The sequence below is a fragment of the Solwaraspora sp. WMMB762 genome, assembly GCF_049179115.1.
In the GTDB taxonomy this organism is placed as follows: Bacteria; Actinomycetota; Actinomycetes; order Mycobacteriales; family Micromonosporaceae; genus Micromonospora_E.
The window spans coordinates 2170766-2194789 of sequence record NZ_JBMHMD010000001.1; the positions used below are offsets into that span (position 1 = coordinate 2170766).

Annotated in this window: 12 protein-coding genes; 3 read left to right on the forward strand and 9 right to left on the reverse strand. The window is 70.3% G+C overall.

The genetic code is table 11. The features are described from left to right. Positions 1–50 precede the first annotated feature (50 nt). A complete protein-coding gene (locus ACN27J_RS09555) occupies positions 51–935 on the reverse strand; it encodes a hypothetical protein (protein WP_421365245.1) in 885 nt (294 codons plus the stop codon). A gap of 436 nt (positions 936–1371) precedes the next feature. Between ACN27J_RS09555 and ACN27J_RS09560 the strand changes: the two genes are divergently transcribed. Both ACN27J_RS09560 and ACN27J_RS09565 read left to right on the forward strand, forming a co-directional pair. Further along, positions 1372–2232: a hypothetical protein gene (locus ACN27J_RS09560; protein ID WP_421365246.1), complete on the forward strand. Its 861-nt coding sequence runs from the start codon at positions 1372–1374 to the stop codon at positions 2230–2232. A gap of 881 nt (positions 2233–3113) precedes the next feature. Beyond that, the gene (locus ACN27J_RS09565; RefSeq protein WP_421365248.1) at positions 3114–3704 is read left to right on the forward strand and encodes a hypothetical protein; all 591 of its coding nucleotides are present in this window, start codon (positions 3114–3116) and stop codon (positions 3702–3704) included. A gap of 112 nt (positions 3705–3816) precedes the next feature. On the opposite strand, the gene ACN27J_RS09570 is transcribed toward ACN27J_RS09565, so the two are convergent. Genes ACN27J_RS09570 through ACN27J_RS09580 form a run of 3 tightly spaced genes read right to left on the reverse strand, consistent with a single transcriptional unit; the run spans position 3817 to position 13570 of the window. After that, positions 3817–5403, reverse strand: coding sequence for an MFS transporter (locus tag ACN27J_RS09570; protein ID WP_421365249.1), 1587 nt, complete (start codon positions 5401–5403; stop codon positions 3817–3819). After that, the gene (locus ACN27J_RS09575) at positions 5400–12608 is read right to left on the reverse strand and encodes an amino acid adenylation domain-containing protein (protein ID WP_421365251.1); all 7209 of its coding nucleotides are present in this window, start codon (positions 12606–12608) and stop codon (positions 5400–5402) included. Before ACN27J_RS09575 ends, ACN27J_RS09570 begins: the two co-directional genes overlap by 4 nt. Further along, positions 12605–13570 carry a 50S ribosomal protein L11 methyltransferase gene (locus ACN27J_RS09580; RefSeq protein WP_421365253.1) on the reverse strand — a complete coding sequence of 322 codons (966 nt, stop codon included), beginning with the start codon at positions 13568–13570 and terminating at the stop codon, positions 12605–12607. Before ACN27J_RS09580 ends, ACN27J_RS09575 begins: the two co-directional genes overlap by 4 nt. 251 nt (positions 13571–13821) lie before the next feature. Between ACN27J_RS09580 and ACN27J_RS09585 the strand changes: the two genes are divergently transcribed. Continuing rightward, a complete protein-coding gene (locus ACN27J_RS09585; protein WP_421365255.1) occupies positions 13822–16671 on the forward strand; it encodes a BTAD domain-containing putative transcriptional regulator in 2850 nt (949 codons plus the stop codon). Positions 16672–16702: 31 nt separating this feature from the next. Here the strand turns inward: ACN27J_RS09585 and ACN27J_RS09590 are convergent, their stop codons facing one another. The 5 genes from ACN27J_RS09590 to ACN27J_RS09610 all read right to left on the reverse strand — a co-directional run bounded on the left by ACN27J_RS09590 (position 16703) and on the right by ACN27J_RS09610 (position 23754). Further along, a complete protein-coding gene (locus ACN27J_RS09590; protein WP_421365257.1) occupies positions 16703–17566 on the reverse strand; it encodes an ABC transporter permease in 864 nt (287 codons plus the stop codon). Next, positions 17563–18546, reverse strand: coding sequence for an ATP-binding cassette domain-containing protein (locus tag ACN27J_RS09595; RefSeq protein WP_421365259.1), 984 nt, complete (start codon positions 18544–18546; stop codon positions 17563–17565). The genes ACN27J_RS09590 and ACN27J_RS09595 overlap by 4 nt, the downstream gene beginning before the upstream one ends. A gap of 22 nt (positions 18547–18568) precedes the next feature. Further along, a complete protein-coding gene (locus ACN27J_RS09600) occupies positions 18569–19414 on the reverse strand; it encodes a DUF4097 family beta strand repeat-containing protein (RefSeq protein ID WP_421365260.1) in 846 nt (281 codons plus the stop codon). 93 nt (positions 19415–19507) lie between these two features. Then, positions 19508–20062 (reverse strand): ribbon-helix-helix protein, CopG family, encoded by a 555-nt coding sequence (locus ACN27J_RS09605; RefSeq protein WP_421365262.1) that lies wholly within the window; start codon positions 20060–20062, stop codon positions 19508–19510. Between the two features lie 167 nt (positions 20063–20229). Further along, a complete protein-coding gene (locus ACN27J_RS09610) occupies positions 20230–23754 on the reverse strand; it encodes a ThuA domain-containing protein (RefSeq protein WP_421365264.1) in 3525 nt (1174 codons plus the stop codon). Positions 23755–24024 lie beyond the last annotated feature (270 nt).

Here is a 24024-nt window from a genome sequence, read left to right on the forward strand (position 1 = left end):
TCGACGCCAGGTAAAAATACTACGCCTCATCGCCGATTCCGGTCGTAGAATTAGAGGTCACATGACTCCGAAAATGAATCAATCTTTACCCCCGTTTCGCTCCAGTAGCACCGGGCAGTGACATTTCCAGCAGCACTGACCCGAAAAGGCTGTCCGTTGTCATCGACTCGAATTGTTCCAGTCCGACCGTTCCACGACCAGTCTATCTCGATTTCCCAATAGACATCGAAGCGACTCGTCTGCGCCTCGATATAAAATGACTCAGCGTCGGATGTGTCGACCTCGTATGGGAAGCGGATCGGGGTAAGACTGACACCACTCTCGTCCTCGGCCTCACCAAATGTCGCCGACGTCATAGCAGGCGGCTCAACATCGAGATTGGCGCTTATATATCGATAAGAAATTGCCTCTCCGCAGCCGATGCCAATTTGCGTACCGGGAATTGGAATTTCGCGCGTACCCACAACAACTGCGCGAATTTGGCGCAAGACGACCTGAGGTTCACTGGTAGCGTTAACAGTTATCGTCACACCGCGGCTGTCGGCATGGACAGCACTCAGTGCCTCGACCCAGTCATGAATTCCACCTAGAGATGGGTTAGGAATTTCGGCCGGGCTCTTGTCAGTAATCCAGGTTTGCCTGCAATGGTTGTCCACCGTAGCGACGGCGGCAACTAAAGGACCATCAACAACTGGTGTAGCATCAGGAGACACACTCTCGGTAGCGCGAATTGTCGGCACCTGAGACACTGACGGCTGGGCAGTTTCCGATGAACCAACGCTGCCCACTAAACCAAACGATCCCGCGACAACGGCCACCAGAACAGCGAAAGCGCCTGAAATGACAGCAGTCAACTGGTTATCAGTTAGACGACGCCGGACAGGAGCATCCGCAGCAGGTCTCGAATCATTCGGCTTATCGCTCTCGTTCACCACGGACCCACTATACAGTTAGGAGCGAAGAGATGGACAGAGACGCTCCGGCTCCTCGTGCGACAACTGGCCACTGCCGCAATGCTAGACCTTCCCGCGAAACCTCACCATCAGGTTTGCGACAGTGTCCGAATTGGGCGAAAGACGCAAGAACAACAGCGTCGCGGCAGCAAGGCGGGCATAATCACAGTACAGCCCGCTGCGTTCTTGTGCCACAGACCAGGGGCGAGTCACCCCACAGCCTCATCACCGCCGTCTCACTGTGCCGTGGCCTGCTTGGTCAATAGGGCTGCTTGATCAAGGGCGTGAACTGGCCTTATGAAGATTCACTTAACACCAGCGGATGACGCTCGTTGATCTCCTCAGTCACCCGGTAGAGCCGTCAGGTACCAGTTCGGCGGCAACCGGATCGGGAAGTGCAGCCGGAGTCGTCCCCACCATGACCCACCACCTTGGATGGGTCCGTACCCGGCCAAACGCCGACATCGCTCCGTGGCTACGCGCCGTCTACTGGCAGTTCGTGCACCAGGACCAGCGCCAGGCCATCGCCGAACTGCGCCGCCGGTCGGCGACGGCGCGCGGCATGCATGCCCGCCCCGAACGCGACCTGACCACTGCCCGCTGGGCGGCGCCGCTGGCCGCCGACCCGGTCGGCCTGGACCTGCTGATCAGCTTCGTGATCGGGCTGCGCGACCAGGTCGCCGACTCGTGGCGAATCCCGCACGCGACGGCCAAGCACGGGCTCACCGACCAGCAGGTACGCCTGCGTCTGACGGCGGCCGTCGACCTGCTCCGGCGGATCAACCCGAGCTTCTACGAGGCGAACGTCGCCGCCGCACTGCACCGCCGCGCCGACCGGCTCGACCCGTGCGACGACCTGCCGGGTGCCCGGCCGATCCACGGCACCGTCCCGGGTGACCCGGCCGAGCGGTACGCCGACCCCGGCGACACTCCCCAACGGCGTCGCCGCGCCAGGTGCTGCTGCGGCTGCTGGCCAACCCGGTCGTACGCCGCAGCGGGCTGCCGAAGCTGCTCGCCGAGATGTGCGATGTCGCGCTCGAACGGTCCGCCGTCGACCTGGAGAAGTCCTGCGCGCGACGACTGCGTCTGCCGGCCGGCACAGCCCGTCGGCGACTGGAAATCCTCGCGGTCCTCGTCGCCGGTGCCGGTGTCGAGTGGCTGGACGATCTCCTATCGGAACCGCCCGGATAGTCCGGGTATCCGGGGAGTGGGTGGGCCGGCGGAAACCCACCGCCGCCCCACCCACTCCCCTATTCCGTCACTGTGGACGAGCGAATAGACTGGAGCCTGGCAGACCCGCCAGGGCCACCCAGGGAGGTGATTGGTCCGGAATGCCCGTTGCGACAACCTCCGACACGCCCGGGATCCCGGGTAAGTTGGCGGAAAGATCCCAAAGCGAACCCGAGCTGCGAAAACACGGTCTCCAGAGATCATCTAGCCACTTCTCAAGATCATGACCAACAGGAGGTTGCCCTCAGGCACCCCTGTTTCCGCAGGTCAGACCGCCCGACATTTCGGACACGGTCCCCGAGCACACGAAAACCGCACCGGATTGAAACGGGGGTTTATAGAGATCTTGTAAAAAAGATCACGCATCTGTCCCCGAGCACACGAAAACCGCGCCGGACTAAAACAACTCATCCGAGTCGCCGTAGCGCTCGTCGGACTCGAGTCCCCGGACACACGAAAACCGCATCGGATTGAGACTTGTCGGTCTTCCTCATCCTGTCGTACATGGCGAGAAAAGGTCCCGGACGCACGAAAACCGCACCGGATTGAAACTCCCGCCGGAACGCCAAGACCCATCCCTACCGGGTCCCCGAGTACACCAAAACCGCGCCAAATTGACGCCACGTTGTTTATCAGAAGTTCAATCGGCCTGCGCCTCTACCTGCTGGACACAAGGTGAAGATCGCTTATCTGATTCTTGCGACGTCGACCGGTCTTGTCGGCGCCGTATTCGGTTCATGGCTGGGCTGGCAGACGGCAGGGCCGACCACCGACACGGCGGCAGCCCGACAGGTAGTCGCTGTCGCGTTTCCCGACGTCGAGGCGGGTGAGCCGACCCGAAACGGTGACCGGCACGGATTTCCGCCGGCTGTCGACGGTGCCTGGACCCTGCTCGTCGGAGGTGACGGCTACGTCGCCGGGACCGTCACGGTGCCGTTGCCGTTCGGTCCGGCGTCGACCTCCGATGGCCGTATGGTCGGCGAGGCGGTCGACCGGCTCACGGCTGCCGGTTGGGATGCCGAGCGATTCCGCGCCCGAGGTGACTACGACGCTTTCACGGCGACCCGGGACGGTGTCGCCGTGCGGCTGTTTGCGCGGGACGCCACGAGCTTCGTGATCGACGTTGGCCGCGCGCGGCCGTCGTGGGTCTGGCCGCTGGCGGTCACCGGATTCCTCGTCGCCCTGATCACCTCGTTGCTTACCCTCCGGCAGCTCGATGCGCACACCAGAGGACGCGCCTGGATCCGGGCCGTCACCGGCTCCTTGCTCGGAGCCTCCGCCGTCTTGATCCTGCCCGCTCTGGCGGTGGGCGGGCTGGCCACCAGCCATGCAGCGATCACCGGCGGCGACCCGTGGGCGCCGCCGTGGCTCGGCTTCACGATGGTCGGCCTGCGCCCCATGGCGTGGCTGGCCGGGCTGCTCACGGTCGCCGCGGTCCTCGTCGCCGCTGTGCCACCGACGCGCACACCGGCGACCGGCCGTGAGCCAGGTGCCGCGTACCCGAGCCAGGAAACCCCATGATGCTTCCGTGGCTTGATGCCTCAGGTGCATCTTGATGCACCTGAGGCATCAAGCTCGACCAGCGATCCCGACCCGGTGAGGTGACACGGCGTCCGCCGGCCAGAGCGCAACGTCACCGGCGGGCACGGCGGGCGACGACGGCACCGCTCACCACCAGCACCAGCAGATTGAAGGCGAACGTGCCGACGTACGCCTGCCGGGCGGCCACGGCGGTCACCGTACGAGCCTCGGCCTCGACCGCCGCGCGTGTCGTCGGCGGCGCGTCGGGGCAGCTGACGCGGGTGCCGGCGGTGAAGTTGGTCAGGCCCTCGTCGGCGCAGGCGGCGACGGCCGGCCGCGTGGTGCCGTCGCCGTCGGCGGGCAGCGCCTGATCCAGCCTGGCCTGTGCCAAGGCCGCGAAGATGATCGTGACGATCACGACGCTCAGCGACTGGGCGACCAGTTGCACGGTGGTGAACACGGCTGACGCCGTCGAGGCGATCTCCCTGCGGACGTTGCGCAGCAGCATCTCGTACAGCGGCGTGGTGACCAGGGCCTGGCCGGTGCCGAGCAGCAGCACCGGCAGGACGAGAGCGGCCAACGTGATCTGTTCCCCGGTCGTGTGCACGACGGTGGCGAGTCCGACGAGGGCGACGGCCATCACACCGCAGCCGAGGACGATCGTCCAATCGCCGAGGCGGCGTTTGATCGGGTTGATGAACTGCGAGGTCAGGACGAAGGTGACGCCGAACGGCAGCAGGCTCAGGCTGGCCTGCAACGCGGTGAAACCCGCGACTACCTGCAGGTACAGCGTGGTGAGCAGGAAGAAGCCGGGCGGGCCGAGAAAGAACACCACGATGACGGTCAGGCCCAGCCGGAAAGTGCGGTCGCGGAACAGGTCCGGCGAGAGAACCGGATCGTCACCGCGGCGCAGGACGCGCCGTTCCACGGCCACGAAGACGCCGGTGGCCACTGCGGAGAGGGCGAACCCGGCGATGCTCCAGGCCGGCCAGCCGGCCTGACGGCCGAGGATCAGCGGGACGATGAGCAGGCCGAGGAGCACGGCCAGGGTCGCCATGCCGAGCAGGTCCGGCCGTGGGGCGGCGGGGCGGCGTGACTCGGTGAGCGTCAGCGCGGCGCCGGTGAGGGCGACGGCGGCGAGCGGCACGTTGATCAGGAAGATCGCGCGCCAGCCGAGCCCGGCGATGTCGGCACTGAGCAGCAGGCCGCCGAGCACGATGCCGCTGACCCAGGCCATTCCCATGGAGACGCCGAAGACGGCGAATGCGCGTTCCCGGGCCTGGCCGGCGAACATCGCGTGCAGCGAGCCGATCGCCTGTGGCATCAGCAGGGCGGCCGCCGCTCCCTGGACGACCCGGGCGCCGATGAGCACCCAGGCGTCGGTGGCGGTGCCGCACAGCAGGGACGCGACGGCGAAGCCGGTGACGCCGATCATGAAGATGCGCTTTCGGCCGTACAGGTCGCCGAGCCGGCCGCCGGTGATGACCGCGACGGCGTAGGCGGCGCCGTAGCTGACCGCGATCAGCTGCACCTGCGACAGGGTCGCGCCTAGGTCGGCCTGCACGCTCGGGATCGCGACGTTGACGATGAAGAAGTCCACCTGGGCCACGAACGTGCCGGTCAGCAGCACGGCGAGGCCCAGCCAGGCGCGTGTCGATGTCTGCTGCTGGGCGGTCGACCCGGTCTCTGCGGTGGTCACGGAGCTGGCTCCTCCTCGATGTTCAGCAGTTGGGCGACGCGGCGCAGCGCTGCGTCGCCGACCATGTCGAAGTGGTCGCCGGGGATCTCGACCACGTCGACGTCCCGTCCGGTGAGCTGCCGCCAGGCCCGGACCTGCGCGCGTCGTACGTCCGGGGCACGGTCGGTGGCGGTGACCAGCAGCAGCGGCAGGTCGGCGGGTTCCGGCCGGTACGCCTGGCCGATCCGGACGTGGGCGCGGAACGTGTCGTAGGTGGCCCGCAGTTCCTGCTCGGCGACCTCCGCGTCGATCCATCCGAGACGTTGGGCGGCACTCACCAGCTCGGACCAGGTGCCCGGCGGTTCACCGGTGTCGGCCGCGCCGGCCCGGCGGCGCAGCTGCAGCGTGAACTCCCGCAGCATGGCCTCCTCGTCGGTGATCACATCGCCGGTCAGCGGTTCGGCGTCGAGCAGCACGACCCGGCGCACCGGCGTGCCGGCCGCGACGGCCTGTCGCGCCATCTCGTACGCCAGCAGCCCGCCGAACGACCAGCCCAGCAGGGCGACCGGGCCCGGCACACCCTCGGTGCGCAGTTCGTCGAGGTACGCGGCCGCCATCTCGGTCAGCGACCGGTGCCCGCCGGGCGGCACAGGCTCGGCCTGTACGCCCCAGACCGGCTGGTCCGGCCCGCAGAAGCCAATCAGCGGCGCGTACGGCAGTACTGTGCCGTCCGAGGTGTGTGCGCAGATCAGCGGTGTGCGCCGGCCGCCGGCCTGCAGTCGGATCAGATGCCGGCGGGTGTCCTGCTCGGCGGTGAGCACCCGGGCGATGTCGCGGACGGTCGGGGCCTGGAAGAGCAGCGGCAGCCGGATGTGGTGGCCGGTCTCGCGGCGGATCACCGATGCCAGGCGCATGGCGTTGAGCGAGTGGCCGCCGTGTTCGAAGAACGAGTCGGTGACGCCGAGCTGTTCGGTGCCCAGCACCCGCCGCCACAGCGGCAGCAGTTCAGCTTCCAGCGGCGTGGCCGGCTCGGTGACGGTGTGGGCGGGCCCGTCGTCTGCCTGCGCCCGCAGCCGCCGGCGGTCGACTTTGCCGTTGTGGGTCAACGGCAGGCTGTCCAGCACGGTGGTCACGCTGGGCACCATGTAGCCGGGCAGGGTCCGGCGCAGTTGGTCGCCGACGGTGCTGGCGGACCCGATAGCGCCGGTGACGAAGGCGGTCAGCCGGCGGCCGGTGCCGGTGCCGGTGACGACCACGGCGGCGTCAGTGACCGCGGGGATCTGCCGCAGTGCCGCCTCGATCTCGCCGAGTTCGATGCGGAATCCGCGGATCTTGACCTGGTCGTCGACCCGGCCGACGAAGTCGATCTGCCCGTCGGCGCGCTGGCGTACGCGGTCACCGGTCCGGTAGAGCCGCCCGCCGGGTGGGCCGAACGGGTCGGGCAGGAAACGCTCGCGGGTCAGCTCGTCCTGGTTCAGGTAGCCGCGGGCGATCTGAGCTCCGCCGACGTAGAGCTCACCTTCGACGCCGGGCGGCACCGGCCGGTGCCGGTCGTCCAGAATGTACGCGGTGGTGCCCGGCACCGGTCGCCCGATCGGCGGCTGCCGGTCGTACGGGTCGTCCGGCTGCACGACGGCGACCGTCGACAGGATCGTGTTCTCCGTCGGGCCGTACCCGTTGATCAGTGTGAAGCCGCACCCGCCCAGCGCGGGCTGCCGATGCAGCCGGTCCCCGCCGGTGATGACGGTGCGCAGGGCCAGGTCGTCGGGCACCGGCTCGGCCAGCATCGTCTCGACCAGCGGGGTGACCAGGAAGCTCACGGTCGCGGCGATGTCCCGCAGCCAGTTCCACATGCCGGCCGGGTCGGTCAGGACTGCGGCGGGGGCGAAGTGCAGTGTCGCGCCGGCGGCGAGGGACGGCCACAGCTCCATCACGCAGGCGTCGAAGCCTGCGTTGACCGTCTGTGTGCACTGGTCCTGCGGCCCGAGTCCGTACTCTTCGGTGAACCAGGCCACGAAGTTGTCCAGCGCGGCGTGTTCGACCAGCACGCCCTTCGGCTGCCCGGTCGAGCCGGACGTGTAGATGACGTAGGCGAGGTCGGCCGGCTCGATGTCCCGCTTCCGGGCCGGCGCCTCAATTTCCCCGGGTGACTGCGGTCCGTCGATGAGCAGGGTGGCGACGTCGTCCGGTACCAGGTCGGCCGTTGCCGTGGTGACCAGCGCCGCGGCGGTGCCGCTGTCGCGGAGCATGAACCGGATGCGTTCCGCCGGGGTGCCGGCGTCGATCGGCAGGTACGCCGCGCCGGTCTTCATCACCGCCAGGCAGGCGGTGACGAAGTTCGGGTTGCGGCCGGTCAGCACGGCGACGATCGTTTCCGCGCCGATGCCCTGTTCGATGAGCTGGCAGGCCCAACGGTCGGACAGCGCGTCGAGGTCGGCGTAGGTGAGCGTCGTGTCGCCGTCGCGGGCGGCGACGGCGTCCGGGCGCTCCTGGGCGTGCCGGCGTACGGCGGCTTCGACGGGCAGGAAGCGCCGTAGCGGTGCCGGGCCGGCCCCGGCGCGGACCAGCTCGGCGGTCTGGGCGTCGTCGAGCAGCCGGTAGTCGCCGAGCGGCCGGCCGGGATCGCGCACGACCTGGCGCAGCAGCCGTACGAAGTGCCGGGCCATGCCCTGGACCTGGGCCTCGTCCCACAGATCCGCGTCGTACTCCCACCAGCCGCCGAGCGCCTCGTCGGCGGTGATCAGGCTGACCGTGAGGTCGTACTTCGCGGTACGCCACTGCACGTCCAGGCGCTCGGCTCCCACTCCGGCGAGCCGGAGCTGCTGCGCCTCGGGCGGCTCCGAGGTGAACAGTACCTGCACCAGCGGTGAGTATCCGGGATCGCGTGGCACGCCCAGCTCCCGGACGATGTCCTCGAACGACATCCGGTGGTGTTCGAACGCCTCCAGGCAGGTTTCCCGCACTGTGGCGAGGAAGTCGGCGAACGTGGGGTCACCGGCGAGCCGGGTGTAGAGCGGCAGGTTGCCGGTGAACATGCCGACGACCTGATTGTCCCGGTCCTCGTCGTCGGGGCGTTGCACGAAGGCGGTGCCCACGCCGATCCCTTCCGAGTCGGCGCTGTTGACGTAGCGCAGCAGCAGGGTCTTGAAGACCGCCAGCAGGACGATGAACCGTGTCGCGCCGTGGCGGCGGGCGAACTCGCCGACCTGCTGCCATTCCGGACCGTCGAACGACACCGGCACCCGGCGGCCGCGGTACGCCTTTCGGGCCGGCCGGGGCCGTTCGGTGGGCAGCGGCAGCAGCGCCGGCGCACCGTCGAGCGTGTGGCGCCAGTAGGCCACGTCCACCGGGTCGGGGCCGGGTCCGGCCGGGTCCGGCAGCACGTCGATGAAGTGTGCCGGCGGTGCCGGTGTCGGCGCGCGGGCGGCCAGGACCCTGGCGTACTCGGCGGAGATGTCGCGCAGCACGGCGGCCAGCGACGAACCGTCGACCATCGCGTGGTGCACGAGCAGCCCGAACGCCCACTCACCGGGGCGGAGCCCGATGAGCACCGCGCGCAGCACCAGCCCGGTTTCGAGGTCGAGGGTCTGCGCGGCGAACTCCTCCAGCGCGGCCCGCAGGCCGTCGGGTCCGGCAGCGGCCGGCAGCCGCCGCTGGGTGAACGACGCCGCCACGTCGGGGTGGGCACGCTGCGTCGGCACGCCGTCCACATCGGTCACGGCGGTACGCAGCGCCTCGTGCCGGTCAACGACGCGCTGCACGGCGGCGCGCAGCATGGCCGGGTCGAGGTCGCCGACGAGGCGCCACGCCTTGCAGATGTTGTAGAGCGTACGCACGCCGCTGATCTGTTCGTGCAGGTAAATGCCGCGCTGGTGGGTGCTCAGCGGCGCGGTCCGGGACTCGGCGGGCCGGTCCTCGCGCCGGTACCCCAGGGCGCGGGCCAGTGCCGTCGTGGCCGGCGACAGCGTTTCCGGGTCGAACGCGTGCCGCCAGCGCCCGGCGGCGGTGGCGTCGACGCCGCGGTCCGGGTCGAACGTCGGGTCGCCGTGCATGCGCGACTGCGGGTGCAGGCCACTGGTCGTCCGACCGGCGGCGGCAGCAGCCGGGTCCAGCATGGCCGGTTCGAGGGGTACGCCGAGGAAGTTGGCGAGCCGGGTCAGCACTTCCTGCGGGTCGGCGACGAGGTCCTCGTAGCGGACGAGGATGCGTCGGTCGGCCGGCACGTCGGCGAGTGCGGCGGTGACGTTGTCGTTGGCGGTCAGCCAGGTCAGCTCGGCCAGCTCACGCGGGGTGAACGCGTGCGGGTGGCGGAACACCTGCTCCATCCGGGCCCGCAGGAACGAGTCGATCATGCCGCCCGGATGCCGGACGAGGTGGATGTAGTACGGCTGGTCGAAGAGCGTCTCGGCGCGGCGGATCGCTGCGGCGTCCACGGCGTAGGTGGATGTCTTGTCGACCAGCAGCCTGCCCCGCGCGCCGGACTGCAGGTAGTCATAGGTGTCCCGGACCGGCCGGTCGGCCAGTTCGGCGAGGCGTTCGGCCGCCTGGGCGGCGGTGCCGCCGTCGAGGTCCATGACGGCGCGCAGCAGACCTTCGGTGGCGTACCGGTGGCTGCCGCCGAGCGCGGCCGTGCGCTGGGCCATCGTGTCGAAGCCGAGCAGCTCCAGTTCCGGCGGGGCGAAGAGCCGGCTGCTGCCGGCCAACAGCACGCGCAGCAGGGTGGACCCGGACCGTGGGGCGGACAGGATGAAGGCTGCGCGGGGCAGTGTCGGTCCGGCGACCGACGCCGGTTCGGTGCCCGTGACGATGGCGCGGAACCGTCGCAGGTCGGCACCGGTGATCGCCGCGTCCGGGCGGCTGGTGGTGGTGGTGGTCTGCGGTGCACCGGCGAGGTGGCCCGCCAGCGCCGGGTACTGCGCGGCCAGGTAGGTGCAGAAGGCGCGCAGGGTCGGAGCGTCGAACAGGGCGCGTACGTAGAGCACGTCGCCGGCGGGGTTCATCCGCTGAAGACGGTTGATCAGTTCGCCCGCGCGCAGGGACGATCCGCCGATGCTGAAGAAGTCGTCGTCCGGGTCGACCGGGTCGACGCCCAGCACGTCGGCCCAGATGGCGGCCATGGCGGTGTGCAGAGTGTCGTCGTGGTCGCGGGCATCGGAAGGCGCGGCGGGGTGCGCCGCCGGGCCATCGACCTCCGCCGAGTGTTGCACCTCCGCCGGGGACGCGGTGACTGAGGGTTGCACCTCCGCCGGGGACGCGGTGAGCACCGGCGTACGGCGCAGTGCCGGACGGTCGATCTTGCCATTGGGCAGCAGCGGCAGGCTTGCGCTGAGGATCAGGCGGGACGGCACCAGGTACGGCGGCAGGACCCGCGCCAGCCGGACCCGGATGTCGGCGACCGTGACGGTGTCGTCGGCGGGCACGACCCAGGCGGCCAGCTCCTTCGTGCCGTCCGGCCCGTCCACGGCGGTGACCACGGCGCGTTCGACGCCGGGCAGCCCGGCGAGCGCCGCCTCCACCTCCCCGGGCTCCACCCGGAATCCAGCGATCTTGATCTGCTGGTCGTCCCGGCCGAGGATTTCCAGTCGGCCGTCCGGCAGCCGGCGGGCCAGGTCACCGGTGCGGTAGAGCCGGCGTCCGGCCGCGTCGACGCGGAACCGCTGCGCGGTCAGTTCGGGGCGGTTCCAGTATCCGCGGGCGAGCCCGGCGCCGCCGATGCACAGCTCGCCGACCCAGCCGACCGGGACCGGCCGGAGGTGGGTGTCGGTGACGTAGACGCTCTGATTCGGCAGCGGACGGCCGATCGTCGGGCGGTCGGCGTCCTGGGTTCCGATGCGGGCCGCGGTCGACCAGACCGTCGTTTCTGTCGGTCCGTACATGTTCCACACCGCACGCGACCGCGCCACCAGCCGACGGGCCAGCGCCGGCGGCATGGGCTCACCGCCGCAGAGCGCGATCAGCGGCGGCAGGTCGGGGGTCGCGGCCAGCAGCATCTGCCAGGTCGTCGGGGTGGCCTGCAGCACGCCGGCCCCGCTGCGGCGCAGCAGCTGCCCGAGCCGGGCGCCGTCGCGCACGTCGTCCGGTCCGGCGATGACCACCCGTCCGCCGGTCAGCAGAGGCGCCAGCAGTTCGAGCGTGGCAATGTCGAAGGACAGCGAGGTCACCGACAGCAGCGCGTCGGCCGGGCCGAGGCCGATCAGGTCCGCGGCCCCGTACAGCAGGTTGAGCAGCGCCGAGTGCGGCACGTCGACGCCCTTCGGCGTGCCCGTCGACCCGGAGGTGTAGATCAGGTAGGCGGTGGCGTCCGGGGCGGCGTCGCTGTCGTGGTCCGGCGCCGGGTCGCCGTCCGGGTCACTGTGCAGCAGATCCTGGTCGAGAGGCAGCAGTACCCGGCCGGCGTTGCGCCCGGCGGGCGGGGTGGCGGCCTCGGCGTCGGTGAGCACGATCATGGCGCCGCTGTCCGTGAGCATGAACTCCAGGCGCCGGTGGGGGTAGGCGGGGTCGAGGGGCAGCCAGGCCGCGCCCGCCCTCCAGACCGCCAACATGGCCACCACCTGCAGCATCCCGCGTTGCAGGTGTACGCCGACGATGTCGCCGGGTCCCGCGCCGGTACGGCGCAGCCGGGCCGCGAGCCGGTGGGCGGCGGCGTCGAGCTGCCGGTAGGTCAGCGTCTCGTCGCCGCAGATCAGCGCGACGGAGGCCGGTGTGCGCCGCGCCTGCGCCGCGATCAGGTGCGATGCCGTGGTACCGCTCGGGTACGGGCGCGCCGTGTCGTTCCACCTGTCCTCGATGAGCGCGCGTTCGTCGTCGTCGAGCAGGCTCAGCGAGTCGATCGGGGCGTCGGGGCTCGCCGCGCAGCCGCGCATCAGCACCGGCAGCCGCCCCAGCCAGCCCGGCTCCGGCCCGCTCGTGCCGGCGGTGGCGTACAGCAGGTCGCCGTCGTCATGCACCTCGACGACGATCGGCACCGCGTCGTCGTCGGCGGCGATGCGCGTGCCGCGCTGTGCCAGCAGCGCCCGCGGCGAGGGCGCGCCGGTCAACCGGTAGCGGTGCTGGTGGGTCAGGCCATCGGTGATGACGGTCGCCTCGACCGTGGTCGTCTCGGTGCCCTGCTCGGCGCGGACCGCGATGGCGGCGACGGCGCCGAGCACGCATTCGACGGGGCAGCCGGTGTGGTGGCTAAGGCCGGCCGTCGCGGCGATGTCGGTGCGTGGGACGGCGACGCTCATCCGCGCTCGACCTGGGCAGGCACGGTGTTGGTGGCCCGCCACTGCTCGCCGGTACGCGCCACGATGGTGTCGCCGGTCGAGACCGCCAGCGGCGCTGCCAGGGGGCTGTACGTCTCCGTGGTCCACACAGGCTGCCCGTCGTAGAGCAGCTCCTGCGTCCACAACAGACCTGAGACCCGTCCCGGTACCGCTGCCCGCAGCCGTGCCTCGCCGGGGAAGCCGGTGAACGACGGCGCCGAATAGTCGATCATGTGGAAGGTGTCGGTGTCGCTGAGCAGCCGCAGGTTACGCCGGTCGAAGCGGACCGACGCCATCGAGGTGGGTGGCCGCCAGGCCGTCGCGGCCGGATCGGTAGGCCGGCTCCGCTTGATCGGCAGCTCCTGCTTGGTGCTGTCGATCAACGGCTGGAAGTCCAACCCGTACACGCTGCGGAGCACGTCGGCGGAGGCGTCCAGGTCGGCCCGCTCGGTGAACAGGTCCCAGTCCAGGCGCTCGCACGCGGCGACGCTGTAGCGCACCGCCCCCGGCACGATGCGGGCATCGGGCACGCAGAAGCGGTCCCGCAGCTCGAACACCATGCGGGAGCGGGCCTCGTCGATCAGCGGATGGTTGGTGTAGATGAAGGCGAGCAGCAGGTCGAACCGAGCCTCGAGGACGGCTGGCGGCAGGTCCAGGTCCATCAGGTCTGCCTGCAGGAAGGTCATCCGATCGGCCAGGCCGTTCTTCTCCGCCACCGCCTGGGCCAACTCCAGGTGCTGGCGGTCGACGCCTACCGCGCTGACTGCCCCGGCCCGCAGGGCGACGAACGACAGCAGGCCACTACCGGTTCCGGCATCGAGGACACGGTCGCCGGAGCGGGTGGCCGCCCGCACCGCGCGCTGCACGTTGTGACCACGGTCGAGGCTCAGCAGCAGGCGCAGGTGCAGATCGGTGGTGAACGGTACGTCGACAAGGCGGCTCATTGGCCCTCCGTGGGCTCGGATCTGAACACGGGGACGCGAAGCCGCACCGCGGCCGCCGGTCCTCCGTGCAGGACCGTTTCAGCATCGACGGCGGTAACATCGACGCTACACTGTTATGTCACAGGCCTGAGCATTGACTCGTTCACAGAGGACGGATACCGTGTCGCCGCTTTGGCGCTTCGGGGGGATGCCAAGTGGAGTACCGGATCCTTGGCGCGCTTCAGGTATGCGCCGATCAGGGAGACGTACCGGTGGGCGGGCCGCGGTCGCAGCGACTACTGGCCGCGATGCTGCTCAACGCCAACCGCCCGGTCTCGGTTGACGCGCTGATCGCAGCCGCCTGGGACGGCGATCCACCGAGGACCGCCCGCCGGCAGGTCCTCAACCGCATCGCCGGCCTCCGGGCCACGCTCACCCGCGCCGGGGGCACCGTCGACACCCGCACCGCCGGCTACCTGCTGCGGGTCGCGCCGGAGCAGGTCGACGCCCTCGCGTTCGACAGCCTCGTCCGGCAGGCCGCCACGGCACCCGACGACGCGAGGTCCGTCTCGATGTACCGGCAGGCGCTCGCACTGTGGCGAGGCCCCGCGCTCGCCGGTTTACGGGGCGGGTTCCTCGAAACGGAGGCGGCCGGACTCGACGAGCGGCGCCTCTGCGTACACGCCGACTGCATCGAGCGCGAACTGGCCCGTGGCGAGGCCGACCGGCTCGTCCCGGAGCTGCGTCGGCTGGTCGCCGAGCACCCGTTCCGGGAGCGGTTCGCCGGGCTGCTGATCACCACCCTGACTCACGCCGGCCGGCGGGCCGAGGCCCTGGACGCCTACCGGGAGCTTCGCGAACGCCTCGTCTCCGAGCTCGGCTTCGAGCCGAGCGCGGCCCTGCAGGCGCTGCACCAGGCCGCACTGCGGGACGCGCCGGCGTCGACCGCCGCCGCGTCACAGCCAGCACCACGACAGCAGCCGCGCGACGTGCCCACCTTCACCGGCCGCCACCAGGAGCTCGCCACGATACGACGGCTGTTCGGCACCGGCACCACCGGACCCGTGGCGGTGGTCGCGGTGCAAGGAGTGGGCGGCATCGGCAAGTCGGCCCTGGCCGTACACGCCGCCCACCGGTTCGCCGACCGGTTCCCCGACGGTGTCCTCTACGCCGATCTACGCGGCGCTACCGCCGGTCTCGCCCCGGTGAGCCCACTCGACGCCCTGCACCGGTTCCTGCGGGCGCTCGACGCCGCACCGGTCCGGCTGCCGATGGACGTCGACGAGGCCGCGGCGATGTTCCGCTCAGCAGTCGCCGACCTGCGCCTGCTTGTCGTGCTCGACAACGCACGCGACGCCGCCCAGGTCGCACCCCTGCTACCCGGCGGCGGCGGATGCGGCGTGATCGTGACCAGCCGCCGGATGCTGAGCACTCTCGACGGTGCACACCACATCCAGCTGGAACCCCTCACCGAGCAGGAGGGCCTAGCCCAGCTGACCGGGACCGTCGGGAACGAGCGCATCGCCGCCGATCCGCAGGCCGCGCGTGAGCTGGTCCGTTGGTGTGGCCGGTTCCCGCTGGCGCTACGGATCGCGGGCGCGCGACTGGCGGCCCACTCCGGGTGGACGGTGCGGGACTTCGCCGCGCGGCTCGCCGACGAGCAGCGCCGCCTCGACGAACTGGAGGTGGCCGACCTCAGCGTCCGCGCGAGCATCGCCCTGTCCCACCGGAAGCTGCGCGGCAGTGCCGACCCCGTCGACCGGGACGCCGCGACCGCGATCGCGACCCTCAGCATCTGGGACGGGCCGGACGTCAGCGACCTGTTCGCCGCCCGGCTGATGGACCGGCCCCCGACCGCGGCCGCCCGGGCGTTGGACCGGCTCGTCGACGCGAGCCTGCTGGACAGCGAGGTGCCCGGCCGCTACCACCACCACGACCTCATTCGCCTGTACGGCCGTGAGCAGGCCACCATCTCCTTGCGTGGCGCGGAGCGGGCCGCCGCACTCACCCGGGCCATCGGGTGGTACGTCGGCACGGTCTGGGGGACCTACCCTCTGCTGCGCCCCGGCGACCGCCGCCCGCAGACCGTGGGAGACCAGTGGACAGGCGACGCCACCGCGTTCCCGGACCCCGACTCGGCGTTGCGGTGGCTCGACGACGAGCGCAGCAACCACCTGGTGGCGCTGCACCAGGCCGCAGCGAATCCGGCTGTACCGGCCAGCCTGGTCGTCCAGCTCGGTCAGGGCCTGTATGCCTTCCACCGGGTTCGCAACTCCTGGGGCGACGTGTCGGCCATCAACAGCCTGGTGCTCGAGGTGGCCGCCCGCAGCGACGACAATTCCGCACTGGCCGTCGCCCACACCGACATGGGCGCGGCGCTGTGCCAGCTGGAACGGTTCGACGAGGCCGCCGAACACCTGCGTACCGCAATCGCCCGGCACCGCGCTATCGGCGACCGGCACGGCCATGCCCAGGCGCTGGCGCTGATGGGCAACGTCCACCAGGCCGAGGGACGCAGCCAGGAGGCGCTGATGTGCTACCAGGCGTGCCTGGCCGTCAACGAAGAGCTCGGCGACCTGCGCGGCCAGGCCATGAACCTGGGCAACCTGGGCCTGGTGTGGCGTCTGCTCGGCCGTTACGACGAGGCTCAGCGCGCCCACGAGCGGGGCATGGCACTCTTCCGGGAGCTCGGCGACCGTTACGGGCAGGCCATCGGACTCACCAACCTGGCCAGCCTCTACCGGGACACCGAGCGCTACGACGCGGCGGTCACCGTCCTGCAGGAATGTCTGGAGACGTACCGCAGCGTCGGCGATCGCTTCGGCCAGGCCAAGGTCCACCTGGAGCGGGGCATGGTGCGCCGGCTCCAGCAGCGCTACCAGGAGGCGCTGGCCGACCAACGCACCGCAGCCGCTGCCCTGCGTGAACTGGGTCGGCGGCAGAGCCTGGCTGAAAGCCTCCGCGAATCCGGCCTGATCCTGCACCTGCTCGGCCAGTTCTCGGCTGCCCGGCACGACTGGCAGGAGGCGCTGGGCCTGTTCCTGAGCCTCGGGATACGGTCCGAGGCCGCCCAGGTTCGGCGGCTGCTCGCACCACTTGACGCGACGACCCGCCCAGCTTGACCGGTCGGTCGGTCGGCCGACCGGCCAGGGGTCAGGGCTCGCGGTTGAACAGTCGTTTCGACCAGAGGTACCCGCCGAGCGCGATGGCCGCGCACCAGGCGAGCGCGATCCACCCGTTGTCGCCGACCGGCTCGTCCATCAGCAGGCCGCGCAGGGTTTCGATGATCGGGGTGAACGGCTGGTACTCGGCGAACCAGCGCAGCCCGGCCGGCATCGAGTCGGTGGGGACGAACCCGCTGCCGAGCAACGGCAGCAGGATCAGCGGCATCGGCAGGTTGCTGGCCGTCTCGACGCTGCGGCTCACCTGGCCGAGCGCGACGGACAGCCAGACGAGCGCGAAGGTCACCACCAGCAGGAATCCGGCGGCGGCCAGCCACTCGACCAGCCCGGCGGTGGGCCGGAAGCCGACCAGCAGGGCCACGCCGATGACGACCGCCAGGCTGACCACCGCCTGGATCATGCTGCCCAGGACGTGTCCGGTCAGCACCGAGACGCGGGCGATGTACATCGTACGGAAGCGGCCGATGATGCCTTCGGTCATGTCCATGGCGATCGAGATCGCCGTCCCCTGGACGGTGGCCGTCACGGTCATCAGGATGATCGCCGGTGCCACGTAGTTGACGTACGCGGCGCGCCCGCCGGCCCCGCCGCCGGGAAGCGGCCCGCCGGACATCGTCGCGCCGAGCTCGCCGAGCCCAGCGCCGAGGGTGCCGCCGAACACGTAGACGAACAGCAGCAGGAAAACGACGGGCATCCCGACGAGGGTCACGGTCATCGACGGGTAGCGCAGCATGCGTCTGAGGTTGCGGCGCAGCATCGTCACCGAGTCGCGCAGCGGGTGGGTACGCCGGCCGGCGGCGGCGGCGGCCGGGCCGGTCAGGGCGTGGGCGCTCATCGAGTGGTCACCTTGTCGTTGTCGGTGGGGTCGCCGGTCAGGGCGAGGAAGACGTCGTCGAGGTCGGGTGTGTGTACGGACAGTTCATCGACTTCGACGGCCTGGGCGTCGAGCCGGCCGATCAGGGTCTTCAGCGCCTGGAGGCTGCCGTCGCTGGGCACCCGCAGGGCGAGCGGGTCGTGGTCACGGGTGGCCTGGCCGAGCGCTGCGGGTGTCTCGCCGAGTACGCGGGTGGCCGCGTCGAGGCGTCGCTGGTCGGCGAAGCGCAGCCGGATGTGGCCGCCGGGGATGCGGCGTTTGAGGTCCTCGGCGGTCCCCTCGGCGACCACCCGCCCGTGGTCGAGCAGCGCGATCCGGTCGGCCAGTTCGTCGGCTTCGGCCAGGTACTGGGTGGTCAGGAAGATGGTGACACCGTCGGCGACCAGGTCCCGGATGATCTGCCACATGGTGTGTCGGCTGCGCGGGTCGAGCCCGGTGGTCGGCTCGTCGAGGAAGATCACCCGGGGGTCGCCGACCAGGGTCATCGCCAGGTCGAGCCGTCGCCGCATGCCGCCGGAGTAGGTCGACACCGGTTTGCCGGCCGCCTCGGTCAGGTCGAACTGGTCGAGCAGTCCGGCGACGCGCCGCCGCCGGTCGGCCCGGCCGAGGTGGTGCAGGTCGGCCATCAGCCGCAGGTTCTCCGCGCCGGTGAGCAGGTTGTCCACCGCCGAGAACTGGCCGGTGACGCCGATCGTGGCGCGGACCGCGTCGGGGTCGCGGGTGAGGTCGTGCCCGGCGACCCGGACGTCCCCGGCGTCCGGGCTGATCAACGTGGACAGGATCTTGACGGTGGTGGTCTTCCCGGCACCGTTCGCGCCGAGCAGCGAGAAGACCGTTCCCGCTGGTACGTGCAAATCGATGCCGTCGAGTACGACGTGATCGCCGTACGCCTTGCGGAGCCCGGTGGCGGCGATCGCCGGCCGGCGCTGCGTGGAGTGCATGGTGTCCCTCTCTTCGAGTGGGTCAGGAGCGGCGGATGGTGATGTCGCCGTAGGAGACGCGGCCGCGTACCTCGACGGTCTCGTCGGCGTCGTCGGGCCGGGTGGCGGTCTCCAGCAGGTTGTGGACCTTCCCGAAGTCGGTCTTTACTTCCAGCCAGGCAGCGGTGCCCTCGGCGATGCCGACGTCCAGGCTGCCCATGGCGGTGCCGAGCACGACCGAGCCGCGCACCACCTCGCCGAGGCGGATGCTGCCGTTGGACGTCTTCGCGTCGACGCCGGCGCCGGCGCGTTCGACGCGGATGTCGCCGTTGGCCGCGCGCACCCGTACGTCGCCGGTGACCGCGTCGATCGTGGTCTCGCCGTTGGAGTTCTTGACCACGGCGGTGCCGTCGATCTCGCCGAGCTGGATCTTGCCGGAGCCGGTGGTGATCCGGGCGTCGCCGGTGACGCCGTCGACGGTGACGTGGCCGGCCGAGGTGTCCACCCGCAGCGGGCCGGTCAGTTCCAGCCAGGCGCTTCCGGCGGCGGTCTTGACCCGGCACTGCCCGAGCCGTCCGGTGCAGCGGACGTCGCCCAACTGCGTCTCGGCGGAGACCTGGGAACCGCTGGGCAGTTGGATGGACACCTCGACGGACCGGGTCCGGCGGGAGAAGTCGAAGGCGGGTGATTTCGGGGCAGTGACCCGCAGGGTGCCGTTGGCGTAGTCGACGCGTACCCGGGCGGCGGCGGCCACGTCGGAGTCGTCGGCTGTGTCGCTCGGGCGGACCTCGACGATGGTGTCGGTGCGCTCGGTCGCGGCGATCTGTACGTTGCCGCTGCCGATTTCGAGGGTGACGGAGATCGGTTCGGGTGTGTCGAAAGTAGGCATGGTTGTCCCCGCATCATGGGTTGGTGGGCCGTCCCCGCAGGTCGGGGACGCGACGTGTGGAAGGTGGACGGTGGACCGGGAGGGGCGGTGCGGCTAGCGCACCCAGCCGGTGAAGGTCTGCGTGCTGCGTTTCCCGGTACCGCGTTCGTCGCGACGCCGGTCCCGGTCGGACCGCTGCAGACCGGCGGCTGCCGCCCGGACCAGCCAGGCGTTGACCGAACGCCCCTCTTTGGCGGCGGCCTCCTCGACCGCGGCCTTGAGCTGCTCGGGCAGGCGTACGTTGATCCGCGCGACCGGGCCGTCCTCGGTGATCAGCAGGTCGTTGTCGGGTGGGCCGTCGGCCGTCGCCGCGGCGTCGCCGGTGGTGGTGGGCCCGGTCGGATCGGTCGGATCGGTCGGTTCGGCGGGTGGCGTGGTGACGACGAAGTGCGGGTCGCGGCCGCGTAGCCGCAGCTCCACCGAGCCGGGTGCCAGGTCGCGGGTGATCTCGTCGGCGGCGGCCGACAACGCGTCCAGCAGTGTCATCCGGATCGCCGACTCGAGCGACCCGGTCAGGCGCTCGACCAGTGCCCGCGCCTCGTCTCCGCCGGTTTCGGCGAGGGTGGCGAACTCCCGCCCGAGGTTGCTCACGTACGACGTCAAGTCCACGACGCCATCATGGCACACGATGGCACCACCAGCAAGCCATCTTGGCATCATTGTGATGCCACTCTGGCACCTCGCGGCACCCTGATCCGAAGGAGTGACGCTACGGCCGAAAGACGAAAGCTGCGCGGCACCCACCAGCTGATGGGTGCCGCGCAGCTGCTCGTTGATCAGCTGGCGGTGCAGCTCAGCGAAGACACGTTGGCTCCGCTGTTACCCGAGCCGATGAAGCCGAACGTCGTACTGGCTCCGGCACCGAGCGACCCGTTGTAGGAGACGTTGCGCGCGGTCACGTTGGCACCACTCGACGTGACCGTAGCGCTCCAGGACTGGCTGACGGTCTGCCCGCCGTTGAACGTCCAGGTGACCGTCCAGCCGCTGATCGACGTTGATCCGGCGGTGACCCGTACCTCACCCTGGAAGCCACCTTGCCACTGCCCGATCACCGAGTACGCCGCCGAACACGACGGCCCGGTGGGCGGCGGCGTGGTCGGTGGCGCCGTCGTGGGCGGTGCCGTCGTCGGCGGAGCGGTCGTAGGCGGGGCCGTAGTGGGCGGTGCCGTGGTCGGCGGAGCGGTCGTAGGCGGTGCCGTGGTGGGCGGCGGGGTCGTGCCACCACCGCGGAAGGTGAACTCGTCGACGTCGAACAGGTAGCTGGAGCCACCGGTGAAGACGAGGAACAGGTTCTGCGTACCGCTGGGTGGGGTGAGCGTGCCGGTGACGGTGGTCCAGGTCTCCCAGTCGCCGGTCGGGCTCACGGTGGCCGTACCGATGACCGGCCCCGACGCCGAGCCGGTCCGCAGCGAGATGGTGCCGCCGGAGCCGGCGGAGGCGACCCGCGCGGTGAACGACGTGGCCCCGGCCAGGTTGTACGGGGTGAACGAGATCCAGTCGCCGTTCTCGATGTAGCCGACCGCGCTACCGCCGTGTGCGGAGGCCTTCTCCACCAGGGTGGTGCCCTGCTGGTCGCCGTAGTGCTCGGCCTGGCGGGTCCGGGGCTGCAGCACCGTCTGCGCCGAGGTCACCGGGATGGTCTCGCCCACCGGGGTGTACTCGGCGATCATGACTCCGAAGATGTTCGCGTTCGGGTCGTGTTCGCCGTCCTCGGTGGTCTGCAGGGTGCCCGAGCAGCCGGTGGCGCTGGAGATGCCGTGGGCGTGGCTGTCGTGCCCGAGCAGATAGTTGACCTTAACCCGGCTGCAGTCGATCGTCGACGCGTCCGGGTCGGTGACCGTCACCTCGAACGGGATGGCGTCACCGAACTCGAACAACCGGCCGTTGCGCGGTAGGTCGAGGGTGACCGTCGGCCGGCCCACCCCGATCACCACGCTCGCGGTGGCGCTGCGGCCGGTGCTGTCGCGCACCGTGAGCGTCGCCGTGAACTCGCCGTTGCTGGTGTACGTGTACGACGGGTTCGCCTGCGTCGAGTCGGTGCTGCCGTCCGTGGTGAAGTCCCACGCGTACGTGATGGCGTCCCCGTCCGGGTCGCTGGTCCCGGCCGAGCTGAACTGCACGGTCAGCGGCGCGTTGCCGGCGGTCGGGTCGGCGGACGCGGCGGCGATCGGCGATCGGCCGCCGCCGGAGCTGTACTCGATGCGGTACACCGCCGAGCTGGCGTCCCCGCTGCCCCAGCCGGTGCCGTAGTCGAGCACGTAGAGGGCGCCGTCCGGGCCGAACTCCAGGTCCATCACCTGGGTGCCGGTGTAGTCCGGGAACGGGTCGATCGAGCCCACCCCGCCGGAGCCGGTAACCGTGACCGTCTTGATCCACCGCCGGCCGAACTCGCCGATGAACACCTTGCCATTCATCGACGCCGGGAACTTCACGTCGGAGGCGAGCGAGGCGTCGTAGTTGTAGACCACGGCGTCCATCGGTGACAGGCTGCCGCAGCACAGCTCCGGCGGGTTCTGCTCGCCACCGTACGGCAGCCAGGCCCGCTGCGACGGGGGCAGTTGGGTGATGCCGGAGTTGTTCGGGGAGTTGTTCACCGGCCCGCCGGAGCAGTTGAACGGTGCGCCGGAGGGGCCGGACGGGAACGTGTAGTCGATGTACGGCGTGTTGTAGTTCGAGCAGTACGGCCAGCCGTAGAAGCCGGGCTGGGCGATGCGTTCGAACGCGACGTGGTTCGCCGGCCCGCGGTTGGGGTTGGCGGTGCTGGCGTCCGGCCCGTACTCGCCGAGGTAGACGACGCCGGTCGCCTTGTCCACGGACATCCGGAACGGGTTGCGGAAGCCCATCGCGTAGATCTCCGGCTTGGTGTTCGCCGTGCCGGCCGGGAACATGTTGCCGTCCGGGATGGTGTAGCCGCCGTTGGCGGTCGGCCGGATCCGCAGCACCTTGCCCCGCAGGTCGTTGCTGTTGCCGGCGGTACGCTGCGCGTCGTACGCCGGGTTGCGGTTGGACCGTTCGTCGATCGGCGTGTAGCCGCTGGAGTCGAACGGGTTCGTGTCGTCTCCGGTCGACAGGTAGAGGTTGCCGTCGGCGTCGAAGTCGATGTCACCGCCGACGTGGCAGCACATGCCCCGGCTGGTCGGGACCTGCAGGACCGTCACCTCCGACGACCGGTCCAGGGTGTGGTCGGCGTTGACCGTGAAGCGGGACAGCCGGTTGTGTCCGTTGAACGGTGCGAACTGCGACGCCGAGCCGGTCGACGGCGCGTCGCCGCCCGGAGTGTTCAGTGGCGGCGAGTAGTACACGTACACCCATCGGTTGGTGGCGAAGTTGGGGTCCGCCTCGATGCTCTGCAGCCCTTCCTCGTCGTGGGTGTACACCGGGATGGTCAGCGCCACCTTGGTGTTGCCGGCCGCGTCGGTGTAGCGGATGGTGCCTTCGCGGGAGGTGTGCAGCACGCCCCGGTTCGGCAGCACCGTCATGCCCATCGGCTCGCCGACCTCGGCGACGCCCTTGGCCAGGGTGACCTCGCTGTAGCCGGGCGGTGTCTGGCTGGTCGAGCAGTTGCCGGCGCCCTGTGCGGCGTACTGGATGCCGCCCAGCACGTGGCTGCGGAAGTTCGCGTCGCTGAAGCTCTCGTTGGTGTGGCCCATGCCGGTGTACCAGGAGCGGCCACCGTCGTAGCCTCGGCACCAGGCGATCGGGTGGTCGCTGCCCATCGTGCCGCCGGTGTACGTGCTCTCGTCCACGGTGGCCAGGACGTGGTTGTCCGAGCGTGGGTTGGTCCGGTAGTTGTACCACTCGTCGTAGCGGTTCCACGCGGTCGGCAGCCCGGCGGTCGAGGGGTGCGAGCTGTCCTCGATCCGTACGGTGGCGTTCTGGTTCGCCGGGTGGCTGGCGAAGTACGCGCCGACCAGGTCGCCGTACCACTGCCAGTCGTATTCGGTGTCGGCCGCCGCGTGGATGCCGGCGTAGCCGCCGCCGCCTCGGATGAAGCTCTCGAACGCCGACTGCTGGCTGGCGTTGAGGACGTCCCCGGTGGTCGACAGCCAGATGACCGCCTGGAACCGGGACAGGTTGGCGGTGGTGAACTGGCCGGCGTCCTCGGTGGTCTCGACGGTGAAGTTGTGCTGCGCGCCGAGCTGCTCGATGGCGGCGATGCCGGCCGGGATCGAGTCGTGCCGGAACCCGGCCGTCTTGCTGAAGACCAGGACGGTGAAGTCCGCCTGGGCCTGGGCCGGCACGGCGCTGAGGCTGATCGTGGCCAACACCATGACCAGGCCGAAGGCCAATCTTCGGAACATGATTCGAGGGCTCGCTTTCTGTCGTGAGGTGCGGACAGGCGTGCGCCGAATCACGCCGCAGGGGGATCGACTGGAGCGGGGACGCTGGCCGGCGAGGCTCGAGCCACGCGCGCGCACAACGGGCGGGCCCGCCAGGGCGACCCTGCTCACCTTTGCCCGGGGCGAAACACGATGCCGGCTCCAGGTCACCGCGTCGCTATCGAAGGCCGTCGTTGCGACCCTACGGGAGCCACAAAATGGAAGTCAATGGATCTGTCGCGGCCGGACACG